Source organism: Nocardioides sp. BGA-UO-ETr-FS32, assembly GCF_059567905.1.
The window spans coordinates 268063-290093 of record NZ_JCAQOX010000017.1 but is presented as its reverse complement, the minus strand read 5'-3'; the positions used below and the strand labels follow the sequence as shown (position 1 = coordinate 290093).

General features: G+C 72.8%; 19 protein-coding genes. 14 read left to right on the top strand and 5 right to left on the bottom strand.

Features of this window, described 5'->3' with window-relative positions:
- Positions 1-244: 244 nt before the first annotated feature.
- Positions 245-1042, bottom strand: a complete 798-nt coding sequence (locus tag AC57BS_RS21590; RefSeq protein ID WP_496413509.1) for an HAD family hydrolase — start codon at positions 1040-1042, stop codon at positions 245-247.
- A 133-nt stretch (positions 1043-1175) separates the two neighbouring features.
- Between AC57BS_RS21590 and ssd the strand changes: the two genes are divergently transcribed.
- The 7 genes from ssd to AC57BS_RS21555 all read left to right on the top strand — a co-directional run bounded on the left by ssd (position 1176) and on the right by AC57BS_RS21555 (position 5766).
- On the top strand, positions 1176-2189 hold the full coding sequence (gene ssd, locus AC57BS_RS21585; RefSeq protein WP_496413508.1) for a septum site-determining protein Ssd: 1014 nt from the start codon (positions 1176-1178) through the stop codon (positions 2187-2189).
- Positions 2186-3382, top strand: coding sequence for a TadA family conjugal transfer-associated ATPase (locus AC57BS_RS21580; protein ID WP_496413507.1), 1197 nt, complete (start codon positions 2186-2188; stop codon positions 3380-3382). Before ssd ends, AC57BS_RS21580 begins: the two co-directional genes overlap by 4 nt.
- Positions 3376-4059 carry a type II secretion system F family protein gene (locus AC57BS_RS21575; protein WP_496413506.1) on the top strand — a complete coding sequence of 228 codons (684 nt, stop codon included), beginning with the start codon at positions 3376-3378 and terminating at the stop codon, positions 4057-4059. Before AC57BS_RS21580 ends, AC57BS_RS21575 begins: the two co-directional genes overlap by 7 nt.
- On the top strand, positions 4056-4739 hold the full coding sequence (locus tag AC57BS_RS21570) for a type II secretion system F family protein (RefSeq protein ID WP_496413505.1): 684 nt from the start codon (positions 4056-4058) through the stop codon (positions 4737-4739). Before AC57BS_RS21575 ends, AC57BS_RS21570 begins: the two co-directional genes overlap by 4 nt.
- Before the next feature lie 141 nt (positions 4740-4880).
- The gene (locus AC57BS_RS21565) at positions 4881-5060 is read left to right on the top strand and encodes a DUF4244 domain-containing protein (protein ID WP_496413504.1); all 180 of its coding nucleotides are present in this window, start codon (positions 4881-4883) and stop codon (positions 5058-5060) included.
- Entirely contained in the window at positions 5060-5422 is a 363-nt protein-coding gene (locus tag AC57BS_RS21560) for a TadE family type IV pilus minor pilin (RefSeq protein WP_496413503.1), read from the top strand. The genes AC57BS_RS21565 and AC57BS_RS21560 overlap by 1 nt, the downstream gene beginning before the upstream one ends.
- A complete protein-coding gene (locus AC57BS_RS21555; RefSeq protein WP_496413502.1) occupies positions 5419-5766 on the top strand; it encodes an Rv3654c family TadE-like protein in 348 nt (115 codons plus the stop codon). The genes AC57BS_RS21560 and AC57BS_RS21555 overlap by 4 nt, the downstream gene beginning before the upstream one ends.
- A gap of 33 nt (positions 5767-5799) precedes the next feature.
- Here AC57BS_RS21555 and AC57BS_RS21550 read toward each other — a convergent pair whose 3' ends face one another.
- Positions 5800-6105 (bottom strand): hypothetical protein, encoded by a 306-nt coding sequence (locus tag AC57BS_RS21550; protein ID WP_129454225.1) that lies wholly within the window; start codon positions 6103-6105, stop codon positions 5800-5802.
- Between the two features lie 10 nt (positions 6106-6115).
- Complete coding sequence (locus AC57BS_RS21545; protein WP_496413501.1) at positions 6116-8464, bottom strand: DEAD/DEAH box helicase; 2349 nt, start codon at positions 8462-8464, stop codon at positions 6116-6118.
- A gap of 187 nt (positions 8465-8651) precedes the next feature.
- On the opposite strand from AC57BS_RS21545, the gene AC57BS_RS21540 reads away from it, so the two are divergent.
- Both AC57BS_RS21540 and AC57BS_RS21535 read left to right on the top strand, forming a co-directional pair.
- Positions 8652-8987 (top strand): STAS domain-containing protein, encoded by a 336-nt coding sequence (locus AC57BS_RS21540; RefSeq protein WP_496413500.1) that lies wholly within the window; start codon positions 8652-8654, stop codon positions 8985-8987.
- A gap of 199 nt (positions 8988-9186) precedes the next feature.
- Positions 9187-11502, top strand: a complete 2316-nt coding sequence (locus AC57BS_RS21535; protein WP_496413499.1) for a sodium-translocating pyrophosphatase — start codon at positions 9187-9189, stop codon at positions 11500-11502.
- 131 nt (positions 11503-11633) lie between these two features.
- Here the strand turns inward: AC57BS_RS21535 and AC57BS_RS21530 are convergent, their stop codons facing one another.
- The gene (locus AC57BS_RS21530; protein ID WP_496413498.1) at positions 11634-12527 is read right to left on the bottom strand and encodes a phosphotransferase family protein; all 894 of its coding nucleotides are present in this window, start codon (positions 12525-12527) and stop codon (positions 11634-11636) included.
- Positions 12528-12566: 39 nt separating this feature from the next.
- Between AC57BS_RS21530 and AC57BS_RS21525 the strand changes: the two genes are divergently transcribed.
- The 5 genes from AC57BS_RS21525 to AC57BS_RS21505 all read left to right on the top strand — a co-directional run bounded on the left by AC57BS_RS21525 (position 12567) and on the right by AC57BS_RS21505 (position 21037).
- Positions 12567-14057, top strand: coding sequence for a DUF7059 domain-containing protein (locus tag AC57BS_RS21525; RefSeq protein ID WP_496413497.1), 1491 nt, complete (start codon positions 12567-12569; stop codon positions 14055-14057).
- A 215-nt stretch (positions 14058-14272) separates the two neighbouring features.
- On the top strand, positions 14273-16399 hold the full coding sequence (locus tag AC57BS_RS21520) for a PQQ-dependent sugar dehydrogenase (protein WP_496413496.1): 2127 nt from the start codon (positions 14273-14275) through the stop codon (positions 16397-16399).
- A 61-nt stretch (positions 16400-16460) separates the two neighbouring features.
- Complete coding sequence (locus tag AC57BS_RS21515) at positions 16461-17477, top strand: sugar phosphate isomerase/epimerase family protein (protein WP_496413495.1); 1017 nt, start codon at positions 16461-16463, stop codon at positions 17475-17477.
- A 154-nt stretch (positions 17478-17631) separates the two neighbouring features.
- On the top strand, positions 17632-20331 hold the full coding sequence (topA, locus tag AC57BS_RS21510) for a type I DNA topoisomerase (RefSeq protein ID WP_496413494.1): 2700 nt from the start codon (positions 17632-17634) through the stop codon (positions 20329-20331).
- A gap of 37 nt (positions 20332-20368) precedes the next feature.
- Complete coding sequence (locus tag AC57BS_RS21505; protein ID WP_496413493.1) at positions 20369-21037, top strand: hypothetical protein; 669 nt, start codon at positions 20369-20371, stop codon at positions 21035-21037.
- 86 nt (positions 21038-21123) lie between these two features.
- On the opposite strand, the gene AC57BS_RS21500 is transcribed toward AC57BS_RS21505, so the two are convergent.
- A complete protein-coding gene (locus AC57BS_RS21500) occupies positions 21124-22029 on the bottom strand; it encodes a GNAT family N-acetyltransferase (RefSeq protein ID WP_496413492.1) in 906 nt (301 codons plus the stop codon).
- Positions 22030-22031 lie beyond the last annotated feature (2 nt).

Sequence of the window (22031 nt, the reverse complement as noted above, 5' to 3'; positions counted from 1 at the left end):
CACATGCGAGCGGCACCCGTTCACATGGATCGGGTGCCGCCGCTGACACGTGATGCCGTGGCTACCAAGCGTGCATTGTCTAATTGCTGCCTCGGGCAGATCCCGATCGGCCAGCACCCCATCGGATGGGTGGATCGCCGCGTGGGTACCTGGACCACGTGCTGCTGTGTAGTTCTGCTTCAGTTCTATCCCGGTCTCCGGCCACCTTCAAGCCTTGACTTTGGCGGGCCTCGGTGGGTTCCGCTCAGGCCTCGGTGATCCGTCGGCGCCGGTTCGCCCACAGGACGCCGCCAGCTGCCATGGCGCCCCCGACGGCCAGGGCGGCGAGCGTCGGTCGGGTGGCCGGCGCCAGCAGCCGACGGCGCAGGGCCACCGGTCGTACGAACAGCAGGACGGGCCACTCGCGTGCACCCGCGATGCGGCGCAGCTCCTTGTCGGGGTTCACCGCGAACGGGTGCCCGACGACCTCGAGCATGTGCACGTCGGTGACCGAGTCGCTGTAGGCGTAGCAGGCGTCGAGGTCGTAGCCGACGGTCTCGGCCAGGTGCTCGATGGCGCGCGCCTTCTCCTCGGCGTAGGCGTAGTAGTCGATGGTGCCGGTGTACTTGCCGTCGACGATCTCCATCCGCGTCGCGATGACCCGGTCCGCGCCGAGCAGCTGCCCGATCGGCTCGACGACCTCGGCTCCCGACGCGGACACGATGACGATGTCGCGACCGGCGGCGCGGTGCTCCTCGATGAGGGTCACCGCCTCGTCGTAGACCAGCGGCTCCACGATGTTGTCGATGGTCTCGTGGACGATCTCGCGCACCGTCGCCACGTCCCAGCCGGCGCACAGCTGCGACATGAACTCGCGCATCTTGTCCATCTGGTCGTGGTCGGCGCCGCCGGTGAAGAACATGAACTGGGCGTACGCCGAGCGCAGCATCGCCCGCCTCGAGATGAGCCCGCCCGCCTGGAACTCGCGGCTGAAGGCCAACGTGCTCGACTTGGCGATGATCGTCTTGTCGAGGTCGAAGAAGGCCGCTGTCGGGCGGGTCATGCGGCCATCGTAGGGGCCGTACGACCGCGATCGTGGGCCATCGACCGTCCACAGGTCCTCGCGAACGGCGCCCCTCCACAGGCCCGGGGCGTTCGTGCTGACCGGCGTCGGTGCCGGCGCGGACGCTCCTCGCATGCCCGTGCTGCTGATCACCCGCTCCCCGTCCGTCCACGAGTCCGTCGTCCCGCTCTGCGCGGCGGCGGGCATCGGCGCCGACGTCTGCGCCGACCCCGGCCCGTCGCTCGCGACGTGGCGCGAGGCCGACCTGGTCCTCGTGGGGTCCGACCTCGCCGAGCTCGTCGTCGCGCTCGCTCCCCCGAGACGGCCGGGGGTGCACCTCGTCGGGATGCCGCCCGACGACGCCGCCTTCCGCCACGCCGTGGCGCTCGGTGCCGACTCGGTGGTCGAGCTGCCCGAGGGGGCGCCGTGGTTGTCCGACGCGCTCGCCGACGTGGGCGAGCGGGGCTCCCCGGGCCGCCTCGTGGGGGTCGTCGGCGGCACGGGAGGTGCCGGCGCGACCACGCTGGCGTGCGCGCTGGCGCAGTGGCACGCGCGCCGGGCACCGACGCTGCTGGTGGACGGTGATCCGCTGGGGCCGGGTGTCGACCGGCTGCTCGGGATGGAGGACGTGCCCGGGGTGGGGTGGGAGGTGCTGGCGGAGACGTCGGGGCGGCTGGGCGCCGGGGCGCTGCGGGAGGGCGTTCCCCGCCGGGACCACCTCGGCGTCCTCACCTGGTCGGGCCTGAGGCGGCGGCTCGACGTGCCCACTGCCCGCAGGATCCTGCCCGCTGCCGTGCGCGGGCACGGCCTGGTCGTGCTCGACCTCGCCCGCCAGGGCGGTGCTGACCTCGCCGAGCTGGCCGACCGGTGCGACGACCTCCTCGTGGTCACCCCCGCCACGGTGCCGGGCCTGGCGGCCACCGCCCGCCTGGTCGCCGCCCTCGGCCGAGCCGGCCGGGCGGGGCTGGTCGTGCGCCCCGGCGGGCTGGGTGACGCCGACGCCGAGCGCGTGACGGGGCTGCCGGTCGTCGCCGCCGTCGCCGACCAGCGCGGCCTCGCCGCCGCGGTCGACCGCGGCCTCGGCCCACTCGCAGTGCGAGGTCCGCTCGCGAGGGCCGCCCGCGACCTCCTGGCGGAGGCGGCATGAGCGCGCCGACCTCCGCCTGCGCGGTCCCCGTGCCCATCCCCGTCCCGCCGGCGGTCCTCGACGACGTGCGTCGCCGCCTGTCCGGTTCAGCGGGCGAGCTGACCCCGCACCGGGTGGCGGAGGCGTTGCGGGCGTCCGGTTCCCCGGTCGGCGACGCGACCGTGCTCGCGGTCCACGACCTGCTCCGGCGCGACGTGCTCGGCGCGGGTCCGCTGGAGGACCTGCTCCGGCTGCCCGACGTCACCGACGTGCTGGTCAACGGCCCCGACGAGGTCTGGATCGACCGCGGCGCCGGCCTCGAGCGGGTCTCGGTGACCTTCCCCGACGACACCTCCGTACGCCGCCTCGCGCAGCGGCTGGCCGCCTCCGCCGGGCGACGGCTCGACGACGCCACCCCGCACGCCGACGTACGCCTCCCCGACGGCACCCGGTTCCACGCCGTGCTGGCTCCGGTGGCCCGCTCCGGGACGGTGCTCTCGCTGCGGGTGCCGCGGGGCCGGGTGTGGACGCTGCCCGAGCTGGTGGCCGCGGGGGCGGTGCCTCCGGACGGCGCCTTCCTGCTGGAGGAGGTCGTCGACTCGCGCTGCGCGTTCCTCGTCACCGGCGGCACCGGCACCGGCAAGACCTCGGTGCTCTCCGCGCTGCTGTCGCTCGTCGACCCCGGTGAGCGGATCGTGGTGGTCGAGGACGCCAGCGAGCTGCGGCCCGAGCACGCCCACGTCGTGGCCCTCGAGGGTCGTCCGGCCAACATCGAGGGGGCCGGTGAGATCTCGCTGCAGACGCTGGTGCGGCAGGCCCTGCGGATGCGACCCGACCGCCTGGTCGTCGGCGAGGTGCGCGGCGCGGAGGTGGTCGACCTGCTCGCCGCCCTCAACACCGGCCACGGCGGCGGCTGCGGCACGCTCCACGCCAACTCGGCCGCCGACGTCCCGGCGCGGATCGAGGCGCTCGCCCTCGCCGCGGGCCTCCCACGGGCGGCCGCGCACAGCCAGCTCGCCTCGGCGCTCGACGTGGTGATCCACCTCGGCCGCGGTCGCGACGGGCGCCGACGCGTCCTGGAGCTCGGCGTCCCCGAGCGGAACGACTCGGGCCTCGTCGTGCTGCGGACGGCGGCCACCTTCGAGCCCGACCGCGTGGTGCGGGGGCCGGCAGCCGGCACCCTGGCCGCGCGCCTCGGCTCGGGGGCGTGGTGACCGCCTGGCTCGCGACGGTGCTCGCCGCGCTGCTCGCCGGTGCGGCGGTCGCGACCCTCGTGCCACCGATCCGGTCCGGCTCCGCGCGCCGCGCTCCTGCACCACCGCGGCGGCCACCCTCCCCCTACGCCGCCCGGCGCCGCACCGCCGCCGACCAGGCCGCGGTGCTCGAGGTGTGCGACCTCCTGGCCGCCGACCTCGCGGCCGGGCGTCCGCCCGAGGCCGCGCTGTCCGCCGCTGCCGAGCGGTGGCCACCGCTCGGTCGGGTGGTCGACGCGCTCCGGCTGGGCGCCGACGTGCCCGAGGCCATGCGACGCGTCGCGGCCGAGCGGCGGGGTGCCGCGGACCTCCGGTGGGTCGCCGGCGCGTGGCAGGTCTCCCAGCACTCGGGGCACGGACTGGCAGCTGCGCTCGAGCGCACGGCCCGGGGCCTCCGGGGGAGACGACGCACGCGCCGTCTCGTCGACTCCGAGCTGGCGTCCGCCCGGGCGACCGCCCGCCTGGTCGCCTGCCTGCCCCTGGCCGTGCTGGTGATGGGGTCCGGCGCCGGGTCCGCCCCGTGGTCCTTCCTGCTCGGCACGCCGGTCGGATGGGCCTGCGCTGCTGTGGGGGTGAGCCTCATCGGCGTCGGGCTCTGGTGGATCGAGCGGATGGCCGACCGGGCGGCCGCGCCGTGACCTGGGTGTGCGCGGCCCTCGCCTCGGCCGCGGTCGCCGCGATGTTTTCGCCGCCGCCCCGGTCCGTCCGCGCCGCCAGCTCGTCGGGCCCCGGGCTGCGTCCGGTGGCGGTCGTCGGGGTCGCGATCGGCGCGTGGCTGCTCGTCGGCGGGTTGGCCGGTGTCGTCGTGGGCCTGGTCGCGGCCGTGGCGGCCCGTCAGGTGCTCGCAGGTGCGGAGCACGCACCGGACCGGCGCGAGCGCGCGGAGGTCGAGAGGACCCTGCCCCACCTCGTCGACCTGTTCGCCTCGACGCTGCGTGCCGGTGCCGAGCCGGTCGCGGGGCTGGCGCAGGTCTGTGCGGCACTGCCGGGCCCGGCGGCCGACCGGCTGGCCCCGGTGGTCGAGCGCGCCCGCTGGGGAGCCGGGGTCGACGCCTGGTCGGCGATCGACGACGACGACGCCCTGGCACCGCTCGCACGAGCCCTCGTCCGCTCGCAGGTGTTCGGCGCCTCCGTCGTCCAGGCCGTCGAGCGCCTCGCCGACGAGCTCGAGCGGGAGTCGCTGGCCCGTGCGGAGGACGCGGCGCGGCGGGTCGGCGTGGCGGCCGCCGTCCCGCTGGGCGTGTGCCTGCTGCCGGCCTTCATGCTGCTCGGCGTGGTGCCGACGGTGGCCTCGCTCTTCGGTGCGGTGGCGCCGTGACGGGCCGCAGGACGTCCACAGGGAGGCCTTTACGGGCGTCCTCCACAGCCTCGACGGCGGGGTCGTGCAGGAGGAGTCGGGTGCTCGCAGGCTGGGTCCCGGTCGGGGTTCATCGGGAGCCCCGCGACGACAGGGGAATCGATGAAGGTCCAGCGTCACGACAGGTCGGAGGCCGGCATCACCACCGCCGAGTACGCCGTGGGCACCGCAGCGGGGGCGGGCTTCGCCGGCCTCCTCTACACGCTGCTCACCGGGGCGTTCGGCGACCAGCTGCTGGAGCGGTTGTTCAAGCACGTCATGGGTCTGCTCGGCATCGGCTGATGGTCACGCGTGCTCGGCAGGAGCGGGGTGCGGCGACCGCCGAGCTCGCGCTGGGGATCCCGCTGCTGGTCGCGCTGACCGCCGGCCTCGTCTGGATGCTGGCGGTCGGTGCGGCCCAGGTCCGCGTCGTCGACGCCTCCCGCGAGGCCGCCCGGATCGTGGCCCGGGGCGACGACGTCGCCTCGGCCGAGGCGGTGGCCCTGCGGATCGCTCCCGAGTCCGCCGAGGTCACCATCCACGTGGGCGACGCGGAGGTCGTGGTGACGACCTCCGCGCGAGTATCCGGGCCGGGCGGTCTGATGGGGTCGCTGCCGGGCGTCACGGTCTCGTCGGAGTCCGTCGCGGTGGTGGAGCAGTCGTGAGCCGGCGCGACGACACGGGGGCGGCGACCGTGGTGGTGGTGGCGATGGCCGGCGTGCTGATGTTCGTGATGGTCGGCCTCGGCGCGGCCGGCGGACTGGTCGTGGCCCAGCGGCGCGCCCAGGCGGCCGCCGACCTCTCGGCGCTCGCCGGTGCGACGGCCGCTGGCGACGCCTGCACCGAGGCGGGCCGCGTCGCCGCAGCCAACGACGCCGCGCTCGACCAGTGCCGGCTCGACGGCGACGAGGTCAGCGTCGAGGTGTCGGTGCCCGGTCCCGAGCTCCCGTGGGCGTCGAGGTGGTCGCAGGTCCGGGTGACGGCCGAGGCGCGTGCCGGGCCCGGGTGAGCGTCAGGCCGGGGTGAGTCGGGCCGGGGTGGGTCAGGCCGGGTCGCGGCGCTCGGGGTCGTCCTCGCGGCGCTCGGCCTCGACCCGCTCGAGCTTCTCGTTGAGCTTGGTGAGCTCCTTGCGCTCCTTGCGGTGGGCCAGGGTGCGCCGGGTGCCCCACTTGAGGAGCGCGAAGCCCCACAGGATCGCGGCGCCCGCGGCCACACCCACGAGGAAGGACTCGAACGTCGTGACCTCGAAGCCGAGGAGCTCGCCGCCGGTGCCGGGCTCGCTGACGAAGAGGGCGGACAGCACGGCGATCGCGCCGAGGATCATGAGGCCGAGTCCGAGGATCACCATGGGGCCGAATCTAGCCCCATCCCTCGTCTCGGGGTGCACCCGCGAGGAGGGCGTCGAGCAAAGTGATGGCGCCGGCCTTGTCGAGGGGGTTGTTCTGGTTGCCGCACTTGGGCGACTGGATGCACGACGGGCACCCGTTCGCGCACTCGCAGCTCGCGATGGCCTCACGGGTGGCCGACAACCAGGTGGCGGCCGTGCGGAAGCCCCGCTCGGAGAAGCCGGCCCCGCCCGGGTGTCCGTCGTAGACGAAGACCGTCAGCAGTCCGGTGTCGGCGTGCCGGGCGGTCGAGACGCCGCCGATGTCCCAGCGGTCGCACGTCGCGAAGAGGGGGAGCAGGCCGATCGAGCAGTGCTCCGCGGCGTGGGCCGCGCCCGGCACGTCGAGCGCGGCCAGTCCGGCCTCGGCGACCACGTCGTCCGGCACGGTCCACCACACGGCCGTGGTGCGCAGCGTCCGCTCGGGAAGGTCGAGCGGGTCCTCCGACAGCACCTCGCCGCCGGGCTGGCGCCGCTTGAGGAAGGAGACGACCTGGTGCGACACGTCCACCTCGCCGAGCGCGAGCTCGCAGCCCGCCCACGACTGCCGCTCGCGGGTGGACACGACGCTGATGTCGGTGACCTCGCGGGCGGTGGTGCTGTACGCCGGCTCGTCGCGGCGCATGACCGCGACGTGGTGCTCGAGGTCGAGCTCCTCGACGAGCCAGGTCTCGCCCTGGTGGACGTACACCGCCCCAGGGTGGGCCTGGTTGTGGGCTCCGCTGGCGTCGACGGTGCCGACCACGCGCCCGGTGCCGGTCTCGATGAGCTGCACCGGCGAGCCGCCGGCCGAGCGGATGTCGGCGAGGTCGGCTGCTCGCGACCGGTCCGTCCAGAACCAGCCGCGTGGTCGCCGTCGCAGGAGGCCGAGGGAGACCAGCTCGTCGACGACCTCGCGGGCGGTCGGCCCGAAGAGCGGCAGGTCGGCCTCGGTGAGCGGCTGCTCCTGCGCGGCCGCGCACAGGTGCGGGCCCATGACGTGGGGGTTCGACGGGTCGAAGACGGACGCCTCGACGGGGGCCCCGATGAGCATCTCCGGGTGGGTCACCAGATAGGTGTCGAGCGGGTCGTCCTTGGCGACCAGGATCCCGAGCGCGTCCTGCGCACCGCGCCCGGCGCGCCCGACCTGTTGCCAGAAGGCCGCGCGGGTCCCGGGGAACCCGGCGATGAGGACGGCGTCGAGACCGCTGATGTCGATGCCGAGCTCGAGCGCGTTGGTGGCCGCCAGCCCGATGAGGTCCCCGCGCCGCAGCGCCGCCTCGAGCGCTCGTCGCTCCTCCGGCAGGTAGCCCCCGCGGTAGGCCGCGATCCGCCCGGGCAGCGACGGGTCGACCTCGGCGAGCAGGTCGGCGGCGGTCAGGGCCACCTGCTCGGCCCCGCGTCGGGACCGGACGAAGGCGAGCGTGCGTACGTCCTCGGCCACCAGGTCGGCCAGCAGGTCGGCGACCTCGGACGACGCCGCTCGCCGCACGGGCGCGCCGTTCTCCCCCGCGTGCGAGGTGAAGGGAGGCTCCCAGAGCAGCAGCGAGACCTCGCCGCGCGGCGAGTCGTCGCGGGTCAGGGCGACCACGTCGAGCCCCGTGAGCCGGGCTGCGGTGACCTCGGGCTCGGCGACGGTCGCCGAGGCGAGCACGAAGGTCGGGTGCGCGCCGTACATCGCGCACACCCGCCGCAGCCGGCGCAGCACGTGGGAGACGTGCGCCCCGAAGACCCCGCGGTAGTGGTGGCACTCGTCGACCACGACGTACTGCACCGAGCCGAGCAGCCGCGCCCACCGGTGGTGCGACGGCAGCAGCGAGCGGTGCAGCATGTCGGGGTTGGTGAGGACGTACTCCCCGAAGTCGCGCGTCCAGTCCCGCTCCTCGCGCGAGGAATCGCCGTCGTGCGCGGCGAGGCGTACGTCGAGCCCGAGCGACTCGAGCCCGGCGAGCTGGTCGTGGGCGAGCGCCTTCGTCGGCGCGAGGTAGAGCACCGAGGCACCACGCTCACCCCGGGGTCCTCGGGCCGCGCGGATCGCGGACAGCGCCGGCAGCTGGTAGGCCAGCGACTTCCCGGACGCCGTGCCGGTCGCCACGATCACGTGGTCGCCCGCGTGGGCCGCGTCGGCGGCCACCACCTGGTGCCGCCACGGACGCGCCACGCCCTGGGCGGCGTACGCCCCGCGGACGTCGTCGGGCACCCAGGCCGGCCAGTCCTCGTGGACCGCCTCCCGGGCCGGCAGCACCTCCAGGTGCCGCAGCCGGTCCTCGCGCCCGGGCACGCCGACGAGGCGACGGACCAGGGCGTCCACCGCAGGCGCGGGGCCGGGACGGGAGGGGCTCACCGGGCGCAGTCTGGCAAAGGCCGGGGACGTCGGCGGAGGGGGCGCCCACCGGGCATCGGCCCGGGATGTGGAGAGGAGTCCTGCGGAACCCTTGTGACTCGTGGTTTGATACCACCCGGAATGGAACAGGGGCACAGGTGTGCCCGCACCGCACTGTCCGAACGAGTTCGGGGACCGGGGAGCAGTCGTGGATCTCACCCTTGCGACACGCGAGGTGGACGGTCGTGCCGTCGTGGCCGTCGGCGGGGAGATCGACGTCTACACCGCCCCCAAGCTGCGTGACTGCATCACCGACCTGGTGAGCGCCGGCACCTACGACATCGTCATCGACCTCGAGGCAGTCGAGTTCCTCGACTCCACCGGCCTCGGCGTGCTTGTCGGCGGGCTCAAGAAGGTGCGCGCCCACGACGGCTCGCTCGACCTCGTGTGCACCCAGGAGCGGCTGCTCAAGATCTTCCGCATCACCGGTCTGGCCAAGGTCTTCACCATCCACGACGCCGTCGGCCTGACCCCCGGGGCCTAATCCCCCCGGCACCCACCCGGCCCCGCCGATCACCCCTCCGGACGTGTCCGGAGGGGTTTTTCACGTTCGAATCCGGAGGTGGACCAGATACCCGGTGTGGTGTCGGTCACCCTGCCCGGTGATCTGGGTCACGTCTGCGTAGACTCCGGCGCGTTCACGGATGTTTCCAGTGCTTGGCTCAAGTCCGAGGAGGACACGCATGACGGGGATCTTGCCCGCGGTCGTCGCGAAACCGGAGCTCGAAGGTGGCAACCTCGTCCTGGTCGTCGTCGTCGCCCTGATCGCGCTCGGCGCGCTCGGGATGGCCGCGATGTTCAGGTCGCAGGTGCTCGCCGCGGGCGAGGGCACCGACAACATGAAGACCATCGCCCAGGCCGTCCAGGAGGGCGCCAACGCCTACCTGCAGCGGCAGTTCCGCACTCTCGGGATCTTCGCCGCGGTGGCGTTCGTGGTCCTGTTCGCGCTGCCCGCCGACGACCTCACCGTCCGCATCGGTCGCTCCATCTTCTTCCTCGTCGGCGCGGGTTTCTCCGCCGCGATCGGCTACCTCGGCATGAGCCTGGCGGTGCGCGCCAACCTGCGCGTGGCCGCGGCGGCCGAGTCCGAGGGCCGCGACCCCGCCATGACGATCGGCTTCCGTACGGGCGCCTTCGTCGGCATGGCGACCGTCGGCCTGGGCCTGCTCGGCGCGAGCGTCGTCGTCCTGCTCTTCAAGGACGAGGCGCCGGTCGTGCTCGAGGGCTTCGGCTTCGGTGCCGCTCTGCTCGCCATGTTCATGCGTGTCGGTGGCGGCATCTTCACCAAGGCCGCCGACGTCGGCGCCGACCTCGTCGGCAAGGTCGAGCAGGGCATCCCCGAGGACGACCCCCGCAACGCCGCGACCATCGCGGACAACGTGGGTGACAACGTCGGCGACTGCGCCGGCATGGCCGCCGACCTGTTCGAGTCGTACGCCGTCACGCTGGTCGCCGCGCTGATCCTCGGCGCGGCCGCCTTCGGCGACAAGGGCCTCGTCTTCCCGCTGCTCATCCCCGCCATCGGCGCGCTGACCGCGGTCCTCGGCATCTACATCACCAAGCCGAGGCCCGAGGAGAACGGCCTCACGACCATCAACCGCGCGTTCTACATCTCGGCCGCCGTCGGCGCCGTGGCGTCGGTGATCCTCTCCTACGTCTACCTGCCCGGCGACTTCGCCGAGTTCGGCGAGTCCTTCGCCGGCATCGAAGGCGACCCGCGCTTCATCGCCAGCGCCGCGGTCGTCATCGGCATCGTCATGGCGGCGGGCATCCTCGCCCTCACCGGCTACTACACCGGCACCGAGTACCGCCCCGTCAAGGACGTCGGCAAGACCTCGCTCACCGGTCCCGCGACCGTCATCCTCTCCGGCCTCAGCGTCGGCTTCGAGTCCGCGGTCTACACGACGCTGGTCATCGGTGCCGCGGTCTTCGGTGCCTACCTCCTCGGTGGCGCGACCCTCACGGTGTCGTTGTTCGCCGTCGCGCTGGCCGGCTGCGGCCTGCTGACCACCGTCGGCGTCATCGTCGCGATGGACACCTTCGGCCCCGTCTCCGACAACGCGCAGGGCATCGCCGAGATGTCGGGCGACGTCAGCCCCGAGGGCGCGCAGATCCTCACCGAGCTCGACGCCGTCGGCAACACCACCAAGGCCATCACCAAGGGCATCGCGATCGCAACGGCGGTGCTCGCCGCGACCGCGCTGTTCGGCTCGTACGCCACGTCGGTGGCGGAGGCCCTCGCAGACGCCCGTCCGACCGAGACGGAGGTGGGCCTGCTGAGCTTCGAGGTCTTCAACCCCGCGGTCCTGGTCGGCGTGCTGCTCGGTGCGGCCGTGGTGTTCCTGTTCTCCGGCCTCGCGATCAACGCGGTCGCCCGTGCGGCCGGTGCGGTCGTCATGGAGGTGCGCCGCCAGTTCCGCGAGATCCCCGGGATCATGGAGGGCACCGGTCGCCCGGAGTACGGCAAGGTCGTCGACATCGTCACCCGCGACTCGCTGCGCGAGCTGGTCACGCCCGGCATCCTGGCCGTGCTCGCGCCCGTCGCCGTCGGCTTCGGCCTCGGCGTGACCGCGCTGGCCGGCTTCCTCGCCGGTGCGATCGGCGCCGGCACCCTGATGGCCGTCTTCCTGGCCAACGCGGGCGGAGCCTGGGACAACGCCAAGAAGCTCGTCGAGGACGGCCACCACGGCGGCAAGGGCTCGTCCGCCCACGAGGCCACGATCATCGGCGACACCGTCGGCGACCCGTTCAAGGACACCGCCGGCCCGGCCATCAACCCGCTCATCAAGGTGATGAACCTGGTCTCGCTGCTCATCGCCAGCGCCATCGTGTCGATGAGCGTCGGCGAGGACCAGAACGACGTCCTGCGGATCGTGATCGCGCTCGTCGCAGTCGCGATCATCGTGGGCGCGGTGGTCGTGTCGAAGCGGCGCGAGGTGGCCATCGCCGACGACGGCGACAACGCCGGCTCGTCGTCGTTCAGCCCGCACCACGCCTGATCCACCCGCAGCACCGTTCCAGACGTCATGGCGGCTGGTCGCTCCGGCGACCGGCCGCCATGACGTTGTCGGCGTACGTCATGGCGCCCGGCTGCTCGGGCGACCGCCGGCCATGACGTCACCTGAGAAGGTCAGCGCTCGCCGAAGTGGGGGCGGGTCAGCTCCTCGGTGAGCCCGCCGAGGGCGGCGTGGTCGTCGGTGTCGCCGACGTGCGGCCCTTGCAGCCACTGCGCGAACGACCAGATCTCCGACAGCCGCCACTCCAGGTCGAAGAGCCGCACCATCTGCGGGTCGTGGTCGACGTCGCGGCCCTCGTGCACGAGCGTCGCGAGGTCGCGCTCGCGCGGGGCGAGCAGCAGTGACTCCCAGTCGACCAGCCAGGTCCGTCCGCGAGCCAGCCACTGGTTGAGCACGTGCGGCTCGCCGTGCGTGACGACGTACGTCGCGGGGTCGGCGAGGGCGAGCAGGCGGGCGTGCTCCCGCGCCCAGCCGCCCACGGCGGACAGGTGCTCGACCACGAGCTCGCGCGCTGCGGGCCCCAGCGGGCCGGTCCACGGCCGCTGCAGCAGGTCGCGCAGGCGCACAGGTAGGTCGGGTGGGATCTCGGTCGACCACGCCCGCGCCGTCGCGGGCGCCGGTACCGCGTGGAGGACGGCCAGCAGGTCGGGCAGCTCGGGGACCGACTCCTCCGGCCGACTGCCCTCCAGCCACCCGGTCACACTCGCCGTACGCGCCCCGAGGGCCACCGTGAAGGAGCCGCCCGCCGAGGGCAACGACGGCCAGACGAAGTCCAGGCACAGGGCGGCCGCGGAGGCGTACGCCGCCTCGAGCGAGGCCTGCGTGTGCCGGGGCAGGTCGGGGTCGAGGGTCAGGAACAGCCGCGGCTCGCCCGCCACCTCGACCCGCCAGTGGTGGGCGCCCCAGCCCACCGGCAGGTGCTCGACGGCGTCGGCGCGCGGCTCCCAGTGCCGACGCACGAGCGCCAGCACCTCGTCGTCGGTCACGTCCGGAGGTCGCTCGAGCACCGCGTCATCCTCACACCTCGCGTCTGGGAGGCTGGCCCCATGTCGTCCGACCTCGACTTCACCGCCCCGCTGCGCGACGCCCTGCTCGCCGCCGACTTCACCTTCGACGCGGTCGCCGAGGCGATCGGCGAGGAGGCCCACCGCGCGCTCGGGCGCAACGAGACCCTCCCCGCCCTGCGGCGCACGAGGTCCGGCGGGCCGCTCGACACCCTGGTCCGGCTCTTCCTGCTCCAGGCGCCGGTGCCGCGCGACGACGCCGAGCAGGCCCTGCCCGGCCTGGTCGACCGGCTCTGCAACGCCGGGCTGCTCGAGCAGAGCGTCGGCGAGGTCGCTGCCCGCACCGACTGCCGCCCGTACGCCGCCTCCGAGGCTGGCATCGAGCGCGACCTGTGGGTGGTCTCGGACCTGACGCCCGGCCTCGACGGGGCGCCGGTCGCGGTGGGTCCCGACCACGTCCTCGGCATCTCGAGCGCGTCGACCAGCCTCGCGCAGCTGACGATGCGCGAGCCGGTGGAGCGCGCCCTCGACCTCGGCACCGGTTGCGGCGTCCAGGCCCTGCACCTCGCCACCCACGCCGACACGGTCGTGGCGACCGACGTCAACGCCCGCGCGCTCTGGATGACCCGGCTCAACGCCGCCCTCAACAACATCGCGGTCGACGTGCGCGACGGGTCGTTCTTCGAGCCGGTGGCGGGGGAGCGGTTCGACCTCATCGCCACCAACCCGCCCTTCGTGATCTCGCCGGCGACCGGCGAGCGGCTGGTCTACCGCGACTCCGGGCTGCCCGGCGACCGGGTCGTCGAACACATCGTGCGCACCGGCCCCGACCACCTCGCCGACGGCGGCTGGCTGCAGGTGCTGGCCAACTGGGCGATCGTCGAGGGCCGGCCGTGGGACGAGCGGCTCGGCTCGTGGCTGCGCGCGGACTGCGACGCGCTGGTCGTCCAGCGCGAGGTCCTCGATCCCGCGGCGTACGTCGAGCTCTGGCTCAAGGACAGCGGCCACCACGGCGGTCCGGACTACGCCGAGCGCTACGACACGTGGCTGTCGTGGTTGGAGGAGACGGGCATCGAGGGGATCGGGTTCGGCTGGGTCAACGTGCGCCGCGGTGGCAGCGAGACCTCGGGGACGCACGAGCTCCTCGAGTGGCCGTACGACGTCGAGCAGCCGATCGGACCGGCGATCCACGCCTGGGGCGACGCGGCCACCGGCCTGCGCGGGCTGGACGACGACGCCTTCCTCGCGACCACGCTGCACGCTCGCGAGGACGTCCAGCAGGAGACCGTCGGGCGGCCCGGCGCGGAGGACCCCGAGGCGATCGTGCTGCGACAGCAGCGCGGCTTCCGGCGCGCGCGGACGGCCGACACGGTCGAGGCCGCGATCGTCGGCGCGAGCGACGGCGACCTCACCCTGGGGCAGCTGCTCGGTGCCCTCGCCACGCTGCTGCAGCGCGACGAGGCCGGGCTGCAGGAGGCGTACGTCCCGGTCGTGCGCGAGCTGGTGGGCGAGGGCTTCCTCCGCCTCGGCTGAACCTGGACCCGGGGTAAGCCCGGGGTGAGCCCGGAGTGAGCCCGGGAGGGCCCGGCGGTGCGTGGTTCACCGCTGGGGGTGGAGGCGTGCGCGCTCGACTTGTGTCGACAGGCGAGCAAAAGACGCATGATCGTTGACGTGATCCCCGTCACGTGCCTACGTTGCTAGTCGGCTCCCCGCCACCTCCTCACCACTCGGGAACAGGAGAACCCCACATGTCTCACCCCCTCCGCGCAGGGCTCACGGCCGCCGTCGGCGCCACCCTCTGCCTGCCCCTCCTCGCCGTGACCACCGCGGCCACCGCCCACGACGGGCACGACGACACACCCCCGCCCCCGCCCGCCGGTGCGTTCCAGAAGGTCACCCTCAACGACCGTCCGGGCGAGGCCATCGACCTCGCGGTGCTGCCCGACGGCGACGTCCTGCACACCACGCGCGCCGGCGTGATCTGGCACAACGACGCGCGGACCGGCGTCAACAGCGTCGCCGGACGCATCCCGGTCTACCTCCACGACGAGGAGGGCCTGCAGAGCATCGCCCTCGACCCGGGCTACGACGGCAAGAAGAACCAGTGGATCTACCTCTACTACTCGCCGCCGCTCGACACCCCGGTCGACGACCCGGCGACCGCCTCGGTCAACGAGGGCGACGCCCCGGAGACCGGCACCGCGGCCGACTTCGAGCGCTTCAAGGGCCACCTGACGGTCGCGCGGTTCCGCTACTCCGGCGGCCAGGTCGACCTCGGCTCCGAGCAGAAGGTGCTCGACGTCCCCGTCGACCGCGGGATCTGCTGCCACGTCGGCGGTGACATCGTCTTCGACTCCGACGGCAACCTGATCCTCTCGACCGGTGACGACACCAACCCGTTCCAGTCCGACGGCTACGTGCCGCTCGACGAGCGCCCCGAGCGCAACCCCGCGTTCGACGCCCAGCGCACCTCGGCCAACACCGACGACCTGCGCGGCAAGATCCTGCGGATCACGCCGAAGGCCGGTGGCGGCTACACGATCCCCGAGGGCAACCTGTTCGCCCCCGGCACGCCGAGGACGCGCCCGGAGATCTACTCGATGGGTTGGCGCAACCCGTTCCGCATCGAGATCGACCCCGACACCGACGACCTCTGGGTCGCCGACTACTCGCCCGACGCCCGTACGGCCAACCCCGACCGCGGCCCCGCCGGCCACGGCAAGTGGGCGGTCGTCGACGAGCCGTCCAACTACGGCTGGCCCTACTGCGCCACGGCCGAGCTGCCCTACAACGACTTCGACTTCGCCACCCGCACGAGTGGCCCGAAGTTCGACTGCGACGCCCCGGTCAACGACTCGATCCACAACACCGGCCTCCGTGAGCTGCCGCCGGTGGAGCAGCCGGAGATCTGGTACTCGTACGGCCTCTCCGAGGAGTTCCCGGAGCTCGAGACCGGTGGCATCGGCCCGATGGCAGGCCCGGCCTACCAGTTCGACCGCAAGGCCACCAAGGGTCGCAACCCCGTCGCCTGGCCCGAGCGCTACGACGACACCCCGCTCTTCTACGAGTGGACCCGCGACTACATCAAGGCCCTCCACGTCGACGGCGGTGAGGTCGCCGCGATCGAGGACGTCGTCCCGGACATCGTCACCGACAACCCGATGGACATGGAGTTCGGCCCTGACGGCGCGCTCTACGTCCTGGAGTACGGCGACGGCTACTTCGCCGAGAACCCCGACGCCCAGCTCTCGCGCATCGACTACATCGGTGAGGGCGGCAACCGCAGCCCCGTTCCGGCGATCGAGGCCGAGCCGACGGTCGGCAAGACGCCGCTGACGGTCGACTTCTCCAGCGACGGGACGACCGACCCCGACGGTGACACCAAGCTGCTCTACGCGTGGGACTTCGACGGTGACGGCAAGGTCGACAGCCGCAAGGCCGACGTGAGCCACACCTACACCGAGGACGGCACCTACCGCGCCACGCTGACGGTGACCGACCAGGGTGGCCGCCGCGCCTCGGCCGACGTCGACATCATCGTCGGCAACGAGGCACCGGTCGTCGAGCTCGTCACCCCGGTGGCGGGCCAGGAGTTCAGCTTCGGCGACACCGTGACGTACGAGGTCAGGGTCACCGACGACCAGCCGGTCGACTGCAGCAAGGTCACGGTGACCTACGTGCTGGGTCACGACACCCACGGCCACCCGCAGACCACGGCGAACGGCTGCACCGGCTCCATCACCACGACGGTGCCCGGAGGCCACGACCCGGCGACCGAGGACCTCGCGGCCGTCTTCGTCGCGGAGTACACCGACGCCGGCTCCGAGCCCCCGCTCAGCGGGTCCGACGAGGTCGTCCTCGAGCCGACCGGCTGACACCCGCACCACCCCCGAGAGCTCTCCGAGAACCCCCGAGAAACCAGGAAGAAGGCAGCACATGTGTTACGGATATGACGGCGACGCCGCCCTGCGCGAGTCGCTCGAGAGGAAGGGCGCCAGCCGTCGAGGCCTGCTGCGCGGGGCCGCCGCAGGTGCGGCCGGCGCAACCGTGCTCGCAGCCGGCTCGCCGGCGCTGGCGGCCAAGCCCGGTCAGCACCCCGGCCAGGGCCACGGCCACGCCCACGGCCGCCACAAGGGGGTCCCGACCGACCTGATCAGCATCCAGCTCTACACCCTGCGGTCGAAGATGACGTCCGACGCCGAGATCCAGCTGATGCTCGACCAGCTCGCGAAGTTCGGCTACGAGCGTGTGGAGCGGGCAGGTCTCTACAGCTACACCGCCGCCCAGTTCAAGGCCGCGCTCGACGCCCGGGGCATCTGGGCCTCCTCGAGCCACGACGGCATCAGCACCACCGCAGGCGCCCTCGACCCGGCAAAGCTCAACGCGAAGCTCGACGTCGCCCAGACCTTCCGCCAGAAGTACATCAACGTGCCCTACCTCAACTCCCCGAACAAGAGCGACTGGCAGCTCTGGGCCGAGCAGATGAACACCGAGGCGGAGGCCGCTCGCAAGCGTGGGCTGCGCTACGGCTACCACAACCACGCCCACGAGTTCACGATCACGTTCCCCGACGGCACGACGCCGTGGGACGTCCTCACCAGCGAGCTCGACCCCAAGCTGGTCCACTTCGAGATCGACCTCTACTGGGCCTACACCGGTGGCGTGAACACGGGTGCGGCCGACCCGCTCCAGTTCGCGATCGACGTGGTCAAGTCGTCCCCGCTGGCGGTCCGGCAGTACCACGTGAAGGACCGCCACGGCGCCGACGCGGCTGCGCTCTACGACGAGCAGCCCGGCGACATGGCCGACCTCGGTCTCGGCGTGATCGACTTCCCGACGATCTTCAAGGCCCACCAGGTCGAGGAGTACATCGTCGAGAACGACAGCCCGGACTTCTGGCCGGCAGCGACCGCCAACACGGGCTTCCGCTACCTGGAGGGGCTCGACTTCTGACCCGTACGGCAGCCTGACGCGCTCGGGCCCCACGTCCTCGAGGCGTGGGGCCCGAGCCGTGCTGTGGACGGCGCGGAGTGGCGTTATCGGGATGTGGCGCTACCGTTGCGGCGCTGAGCAACATCGCAGCGCACAACTGAGGGAGCAAACAGAAGTGGCAAAGCTCGTCATCGTCGAGTCCCCGGCCAAGGCCCGCACCATCGGCGGCTACCTCGGCGCGGACTACGTCGTCGAGTCCTCGATCGGTCACATCCGCGACCTGCCCAACAACGCCGCGGACACCCCGGCCAAGATCAAGGACAAGCCCTGGGGTCGGCTCGCGGTCGACGTCGACAACGGCTTCGAGCCCTACTACGTCGTGCCCCGCGACAAGAAGAGCCACATCGCCAAGCTCAAGAAGCTGGTCAAGGACGCCGACGCCCTCTACCTCGCCACCGATGAGGACCGCGAGGGCGAGGCGATCGCCTGGCACCTCCTCGACGAGCTCAAGCCGCCGAAGGGCCTGCCGGTCCACCGGATGGTCTTCCACGAGATCACCCAGCCCGCGATCCTCGCCGCCGTCGAGAACCCGCGCCAGATCAACGACGACCTCGTCGAGGCCCAGGAGGCCCGCCGCATCCTCGACCGCCTCTACGGCTACGAGGTCTCCCCGGTGCTGTGGAAGAAGGTCATGTCCGGCCTGTCGGCCGGCCGCGTGCAGTCTGTGGCGACCCGCCTGGTCGTCGACCGCGAGCGCGAGCGGATGAGGTTCCGCGTCGCCTCCTACTGGGACCTCGACGCCACCTTCGACGCCGGCACCGGCCACGACCCGCGGATGTTCCCCGCCAAGCTCTACTCGATCGACGACGTCCGCGTCGCCCGCGGCTCCGACTTCGACAACACCGGCGAGCTCAAGGGCAAGGCCGAGCGCGTCCACCTCTCGCGCGCCGACGCCGAGGCGCTGGCGTCCGGCCTCGCCGAGGCGACGTACGACGTGCGCTCGGTCGAGTCCAAGCCCTACCGCCGCTCCCCGTACGCCCCCTTCCGCACCACCACGCTGCAGCAGGAGGCCAGCCGCAAGCTCGGCATGAGCGCGAGCGTGACGATGTCGGTCGCGCAGCGGCTCTACGAGAACGGCTTCATCACCTACATGCGTACGGACTCCACGACGCTCTCGGACGCCGCGGTCGGTGCCGCGCGTGACCAGGTGCGCGAGCTGTACGGCGCCGAGTACCTCCCCGACTCACCGCGCACCTACGCGTCCAAGGTCAAGAACGCCCAGGAGGCCCACGAGGCGATCCGCCCGGCCGGCGACACGTTCCGCACGCCCGCGCAGACCGGCCTGTCCGGCGAGCAGTTCCGTCTCTACGAGCTGATCTGGATGCGCACCGTCGCCTCCCAGATGAAGGACGCGGTCGGCAACTCGGTGACGATCCGCCTCGGCGGTGCCGCCGCCGACGGCCGCGACGTCGTCTTCAGCGCGAGCGGCCGCACGATCACCTTCCACGGCTTCCTCAAGGCCTACGTCGAGGACATCGACGACGCCTCCAAGCGCCGTGACGACGCCGAGACCCGCCTGCCCAACCTCACCCAGGGCGCGGCCGTGTCGGCCGCCTCGCTGAGCCCCGAGGGCCACGAGACCAAGCCGCCGTCGCGCTACACCGAGGCCACGCTCATCAAGGAGCTCGAGGACCGCGAGATCGGCCGCCCGTCGACCTACGCCTCGATCATCGGCACCATCCTCAACCGCGGCTACGTCTACAAGAAGGGCACCGCGCTGGTCCCGGCGTGGCTGGCGTTCTCGGTGGTCCGGCTGCTCGAGGAGCACTTCCCGCGGCAGGTGTCCTACGAGTTCACCGCCTCGATGGAGGACGTCCTCGACGAGATCGCGGGTGGTCGCAAGGACCGCGCCACCGAGCTCGGCGAGTTCTACTACGGCTCCGGCGACGTCGTCGGGCTCAAGACGCTGGTCACCGACCTCGGCGAGATCGACGCCAAGGAGATGGCGACCTTCCCGATCGGGGACGGGATCGACCTCCGGGTCGGCCGCTACGGCCCCTACGTCGAGGGCCCCGGTCCCGACGGCGGTGACGCCGCCCCGGTGCGGGCCAACGTCCCCGACGACCTCCCGCCCGACGAGCTCACCGTCGCCAAGGCCAAGGAGCTGCTGGCCAACCCCGCCGGCGAGGAGCAGGTGGTCGGCGACCACCCCGACACCGGCCTGCAGATCGTCGCCAAGAACGGCCGCTTCGGTCCCTACGTCACCGAGGTGCTGCCCGAGGACGCGCCCAAGAGCGCGAAGCCGCGCACCGGGTCGCTCTTCAAGTCGATGACCCTCGACACGGTCACGCTCGAGCAGGCGGTCAAGCTGCTCGACCTGCCCCGCATCGTCGGCACCGACGAGGACGGCACCGAGATCACCGCGCAGAACGGTCGCTACGGGCCCTACCTCAAGAAGGGCACCGACTCGCGCTCGCTCACCAGCGAGGACCAGATCTTCGACATCACCCTCGACCAGGCCAAGGCGATCTACGCCCAGCCCAAGCAGCGCGGCCGCGGCGCGGCCACCCCGCCGCTCAAGGAGCTCGGCAACGACCCCGTCTCCGGCCAGCCGGTCATCGTGAAGGCCGGCCGCTTCGGCGAGTACGTCACCGACGGCGAGTACAACGCGACGCTGCGCAAGGACGACACCGTCGAGTCGATCACCCTCGAGCGCGCGGCCGAGCTCCTCGCCGAGCGCCGCGAGCGCGGCCCGGCCAAGAAGGCGGCCAAGAAGGGCGCGAAGAAGGCCCCGGCGAAGAAGACCGCTGCCAAGAAGACCGCTGCCAAGAAGACCGCCAAGAAGACGGCGAAGAAGACGGCGAAGAAGGCCTGACGCTCCACTACGCTCCCCACAACAACGGGGGTGGGGAATGACGGTCACGACGACGCCGCAGGTGCGGTCGACGCACGACGAGTGGCGCGACCGCCGCTGGCGGCTCACGGGCGCGGTCATCGCCCTGTTCGCCCTCGCCACCGCGGCGCTGATGGTCACCACCGGCACCCGCCCCGCGACGTACGGCGACCTCCTCGCCGACGTGGCGAGCAGCAAGGTCGACGAGGTGCAGGTGCTCGGCCCCGACGCGCCGCAGGAGGGCGACACGGTCGAGCTGCGCTGGACCGTCCTCGGCGGGGTCCTCGACCAGTACGCCGTGGTGCAGGTGGAGAGCGACCCGCGCGAGACGCTGCGCAGCATCAACCCTGACGTCCGGCTCACGGAGGGCTCCCCGTCCGGGGGCCACACCAGCTTCACCTTCATGGGGTGGGGCGTGCCCTGGCAGGTCGGACTCCTCGGGATGGCTTCGTGGCTGGCCGTGCTGCTCCTCATCGTCGGCGGCCCGGAGCCGTGGCGTGCCACGCGTTGGGCCTGGGGGTGGGCGTGGTTGCTCACGGGGCCGCTCGGCAGCGTGGCCTACCTGCTCCTCGGCGGCCCGACCGGAGTCCTGTGGCGGCACCACGGGCACCGCAGGCTCACCGGCGGCTGGGCGTTCCTGCTCGCGTGGTTCCTCTTCGCGGGCTGGCGCGAGGCCAACGGCGGCTGACCGTCGTACGGACCGAACACCGCAGGTAGCGCCCGGCGTACGCCTGACGCGCGGGCCGCGACCGCCGTTTGGTCCGTACGACGGACTCAGAGCGTGACGGCGCGGTTGACCCAGGTGGAGGCGACCTCCATGCCGACCTTCTCGTAGAGCCCGCGGGCACCCGCCCGGGTGTCGGTGGACAGGTAGCAGCGGACGGCGCCGTGCTCCCGAGCGCGGTCGAACGCGTCGACGAGCATCGCCGGCGCCAGCCCGCGGCCGCGGTGGTCGGGCCGGACGGCGATGCGGGCGACGTACGCGCCGTCGCCGGACAGGAAGACGTGGGTGGCGCCGACGACCTCGCCGTCGGGGGACACGAGCAGGCGGAGGTTCCACGGCGCGTAGCCCGGGCGGTCCCAGACCCGGGCGCCGAAGTCCTCGAGGCTCATCCGGTCGCGCTCGGACCACTCGAGGAAGCAGTCCTCGACGAGGGTCCAGGCGGCCTCGCGGTCGGCGTCGTCGGCGTCGCGGATCGCGAATCCGTCCGGGAGCGGGCGGGCGGCGACCTCGCGGTCGGGCGGGAGCTCGAGGTCCCACGCGGTCCAGCGGACCTCGTAGCCGAGGTCGCGCATCAGCCGGTCAGCGGCGCTGCCCTCGGGGACCTGGGTCCCGATCCTGGCGGACCCTGCCGCACGCGCCTTCGCCTGCAGCCAGCCGGCGAGAGCCGTGCCGATCCCGCGGCCCTGGTGGCTCGGCAGCACCGCGGTGTAGGCCACGTCGGTGTCGGAGTGGTCCGCGTACGCCACCAGGCGACCGTCGTCGAAGACGCCCACGGTGCTGGCGGTGATGTCATAGCTCGGTCGCTGCCAGTCGGCGACGACGTCCTCGAGCGTCATCTCGCTCTCGCCGAGGTCGACGACCTCCTCGGCGGCGATGGCGGCGTGGACCGCCTCGGCGTCGGCGAGGGTCAGCGGACGGGTCGTGAGGCCGGCCGGGAGGCCGTCGAGGGTGGTCATGG

Bases quoted from the DNA above. Each gene is read 5' to 3' on its own strand.
- AC57BS_RS21590 (WP_496413509.1), bottom strand. From the start codon at position 1,042: ATGACCCGCCCGACAGCGGCCTTCTTCGACCTCGACAAGACGATCATC.
- AC57BS_RS21515 (WP_496413495.1), top strand. From the start codon at position 16,461: ATGTGTTACGGATATGACGGCGACGCCGCCCTGCGCGAGTCGCTCGAG.
- ssd (WP_496413508.1), top strand. From the start codon at position 1,176: ATGCCCGTGCTGCTGATCACCCGCTCCCCGTCCGTCCACGAGTCCGTC.
- AC57BS_RS21525 (WP_496413497.1), top strand. From the start codon at position 12,567: ATGTCGTCCGACCTCGACTTCACCGCCCCGCTGCGCGACGCCCTGCTC.
- AC57BS_RS21535 (WP_496413499.1), top strand. From the start codon at position 9,187: ATGACGGGGATCTTGCCCGCGGTCGTCGCGAAACCGGAGCTCGAAGGT.
- AC57BS_RS21560 (WP_496413503.1), top strand. From the start codon at position 5,060: ATGGTCACGCGTGCTCGGCAGGAGCGGGGTGCGGCGACCGCCGAGCTC.
- AC57BS_RS21565 (WP_496413504.1), top strand. From the start codon at position 4,881: ATGAAGGTCCAGCGTCACGACAGGTCGGAGGCCGGCATCACCACCGCC.
- AC57BS_RS21520 (WP_496413496.1), top strand. From the start codon at position 14,273: ATGTCTCACCCCCTCCGCGCAGGGCTCACGGCCGCCGTCGGCGCCACC.
- AC57BS_RS21500 (WP_496413492.1), bottom strand. From the start codon at position 22,029: ATGACCACCCTCGACGGCCTCCCGGCCGGCCTCACGACCCGTCCGCTG.
- AC57BS_RS21550 (WP_129454225.1), bottom strand. From the start codon at position 6,105: ATGGTGATCCTCGGACTCGGCCTCATGATCCTCGGCGCGATCGCCGTG.
- AC57BS_RS21505 (WP_496413493.1), top strand. From the start codon at position 20,369: ATGACGGTCACGACGACGCCGCAGGTGCGGTCGACGCACGACGAGTGG.
- AC57BS_RS21580 (WP_496413507.1), top strand. From the start codon at position 2,186: ATGAGCGCGCCGACCTCCGCCTGCGCGGTCCCCGTGCCCATCCCCGTC.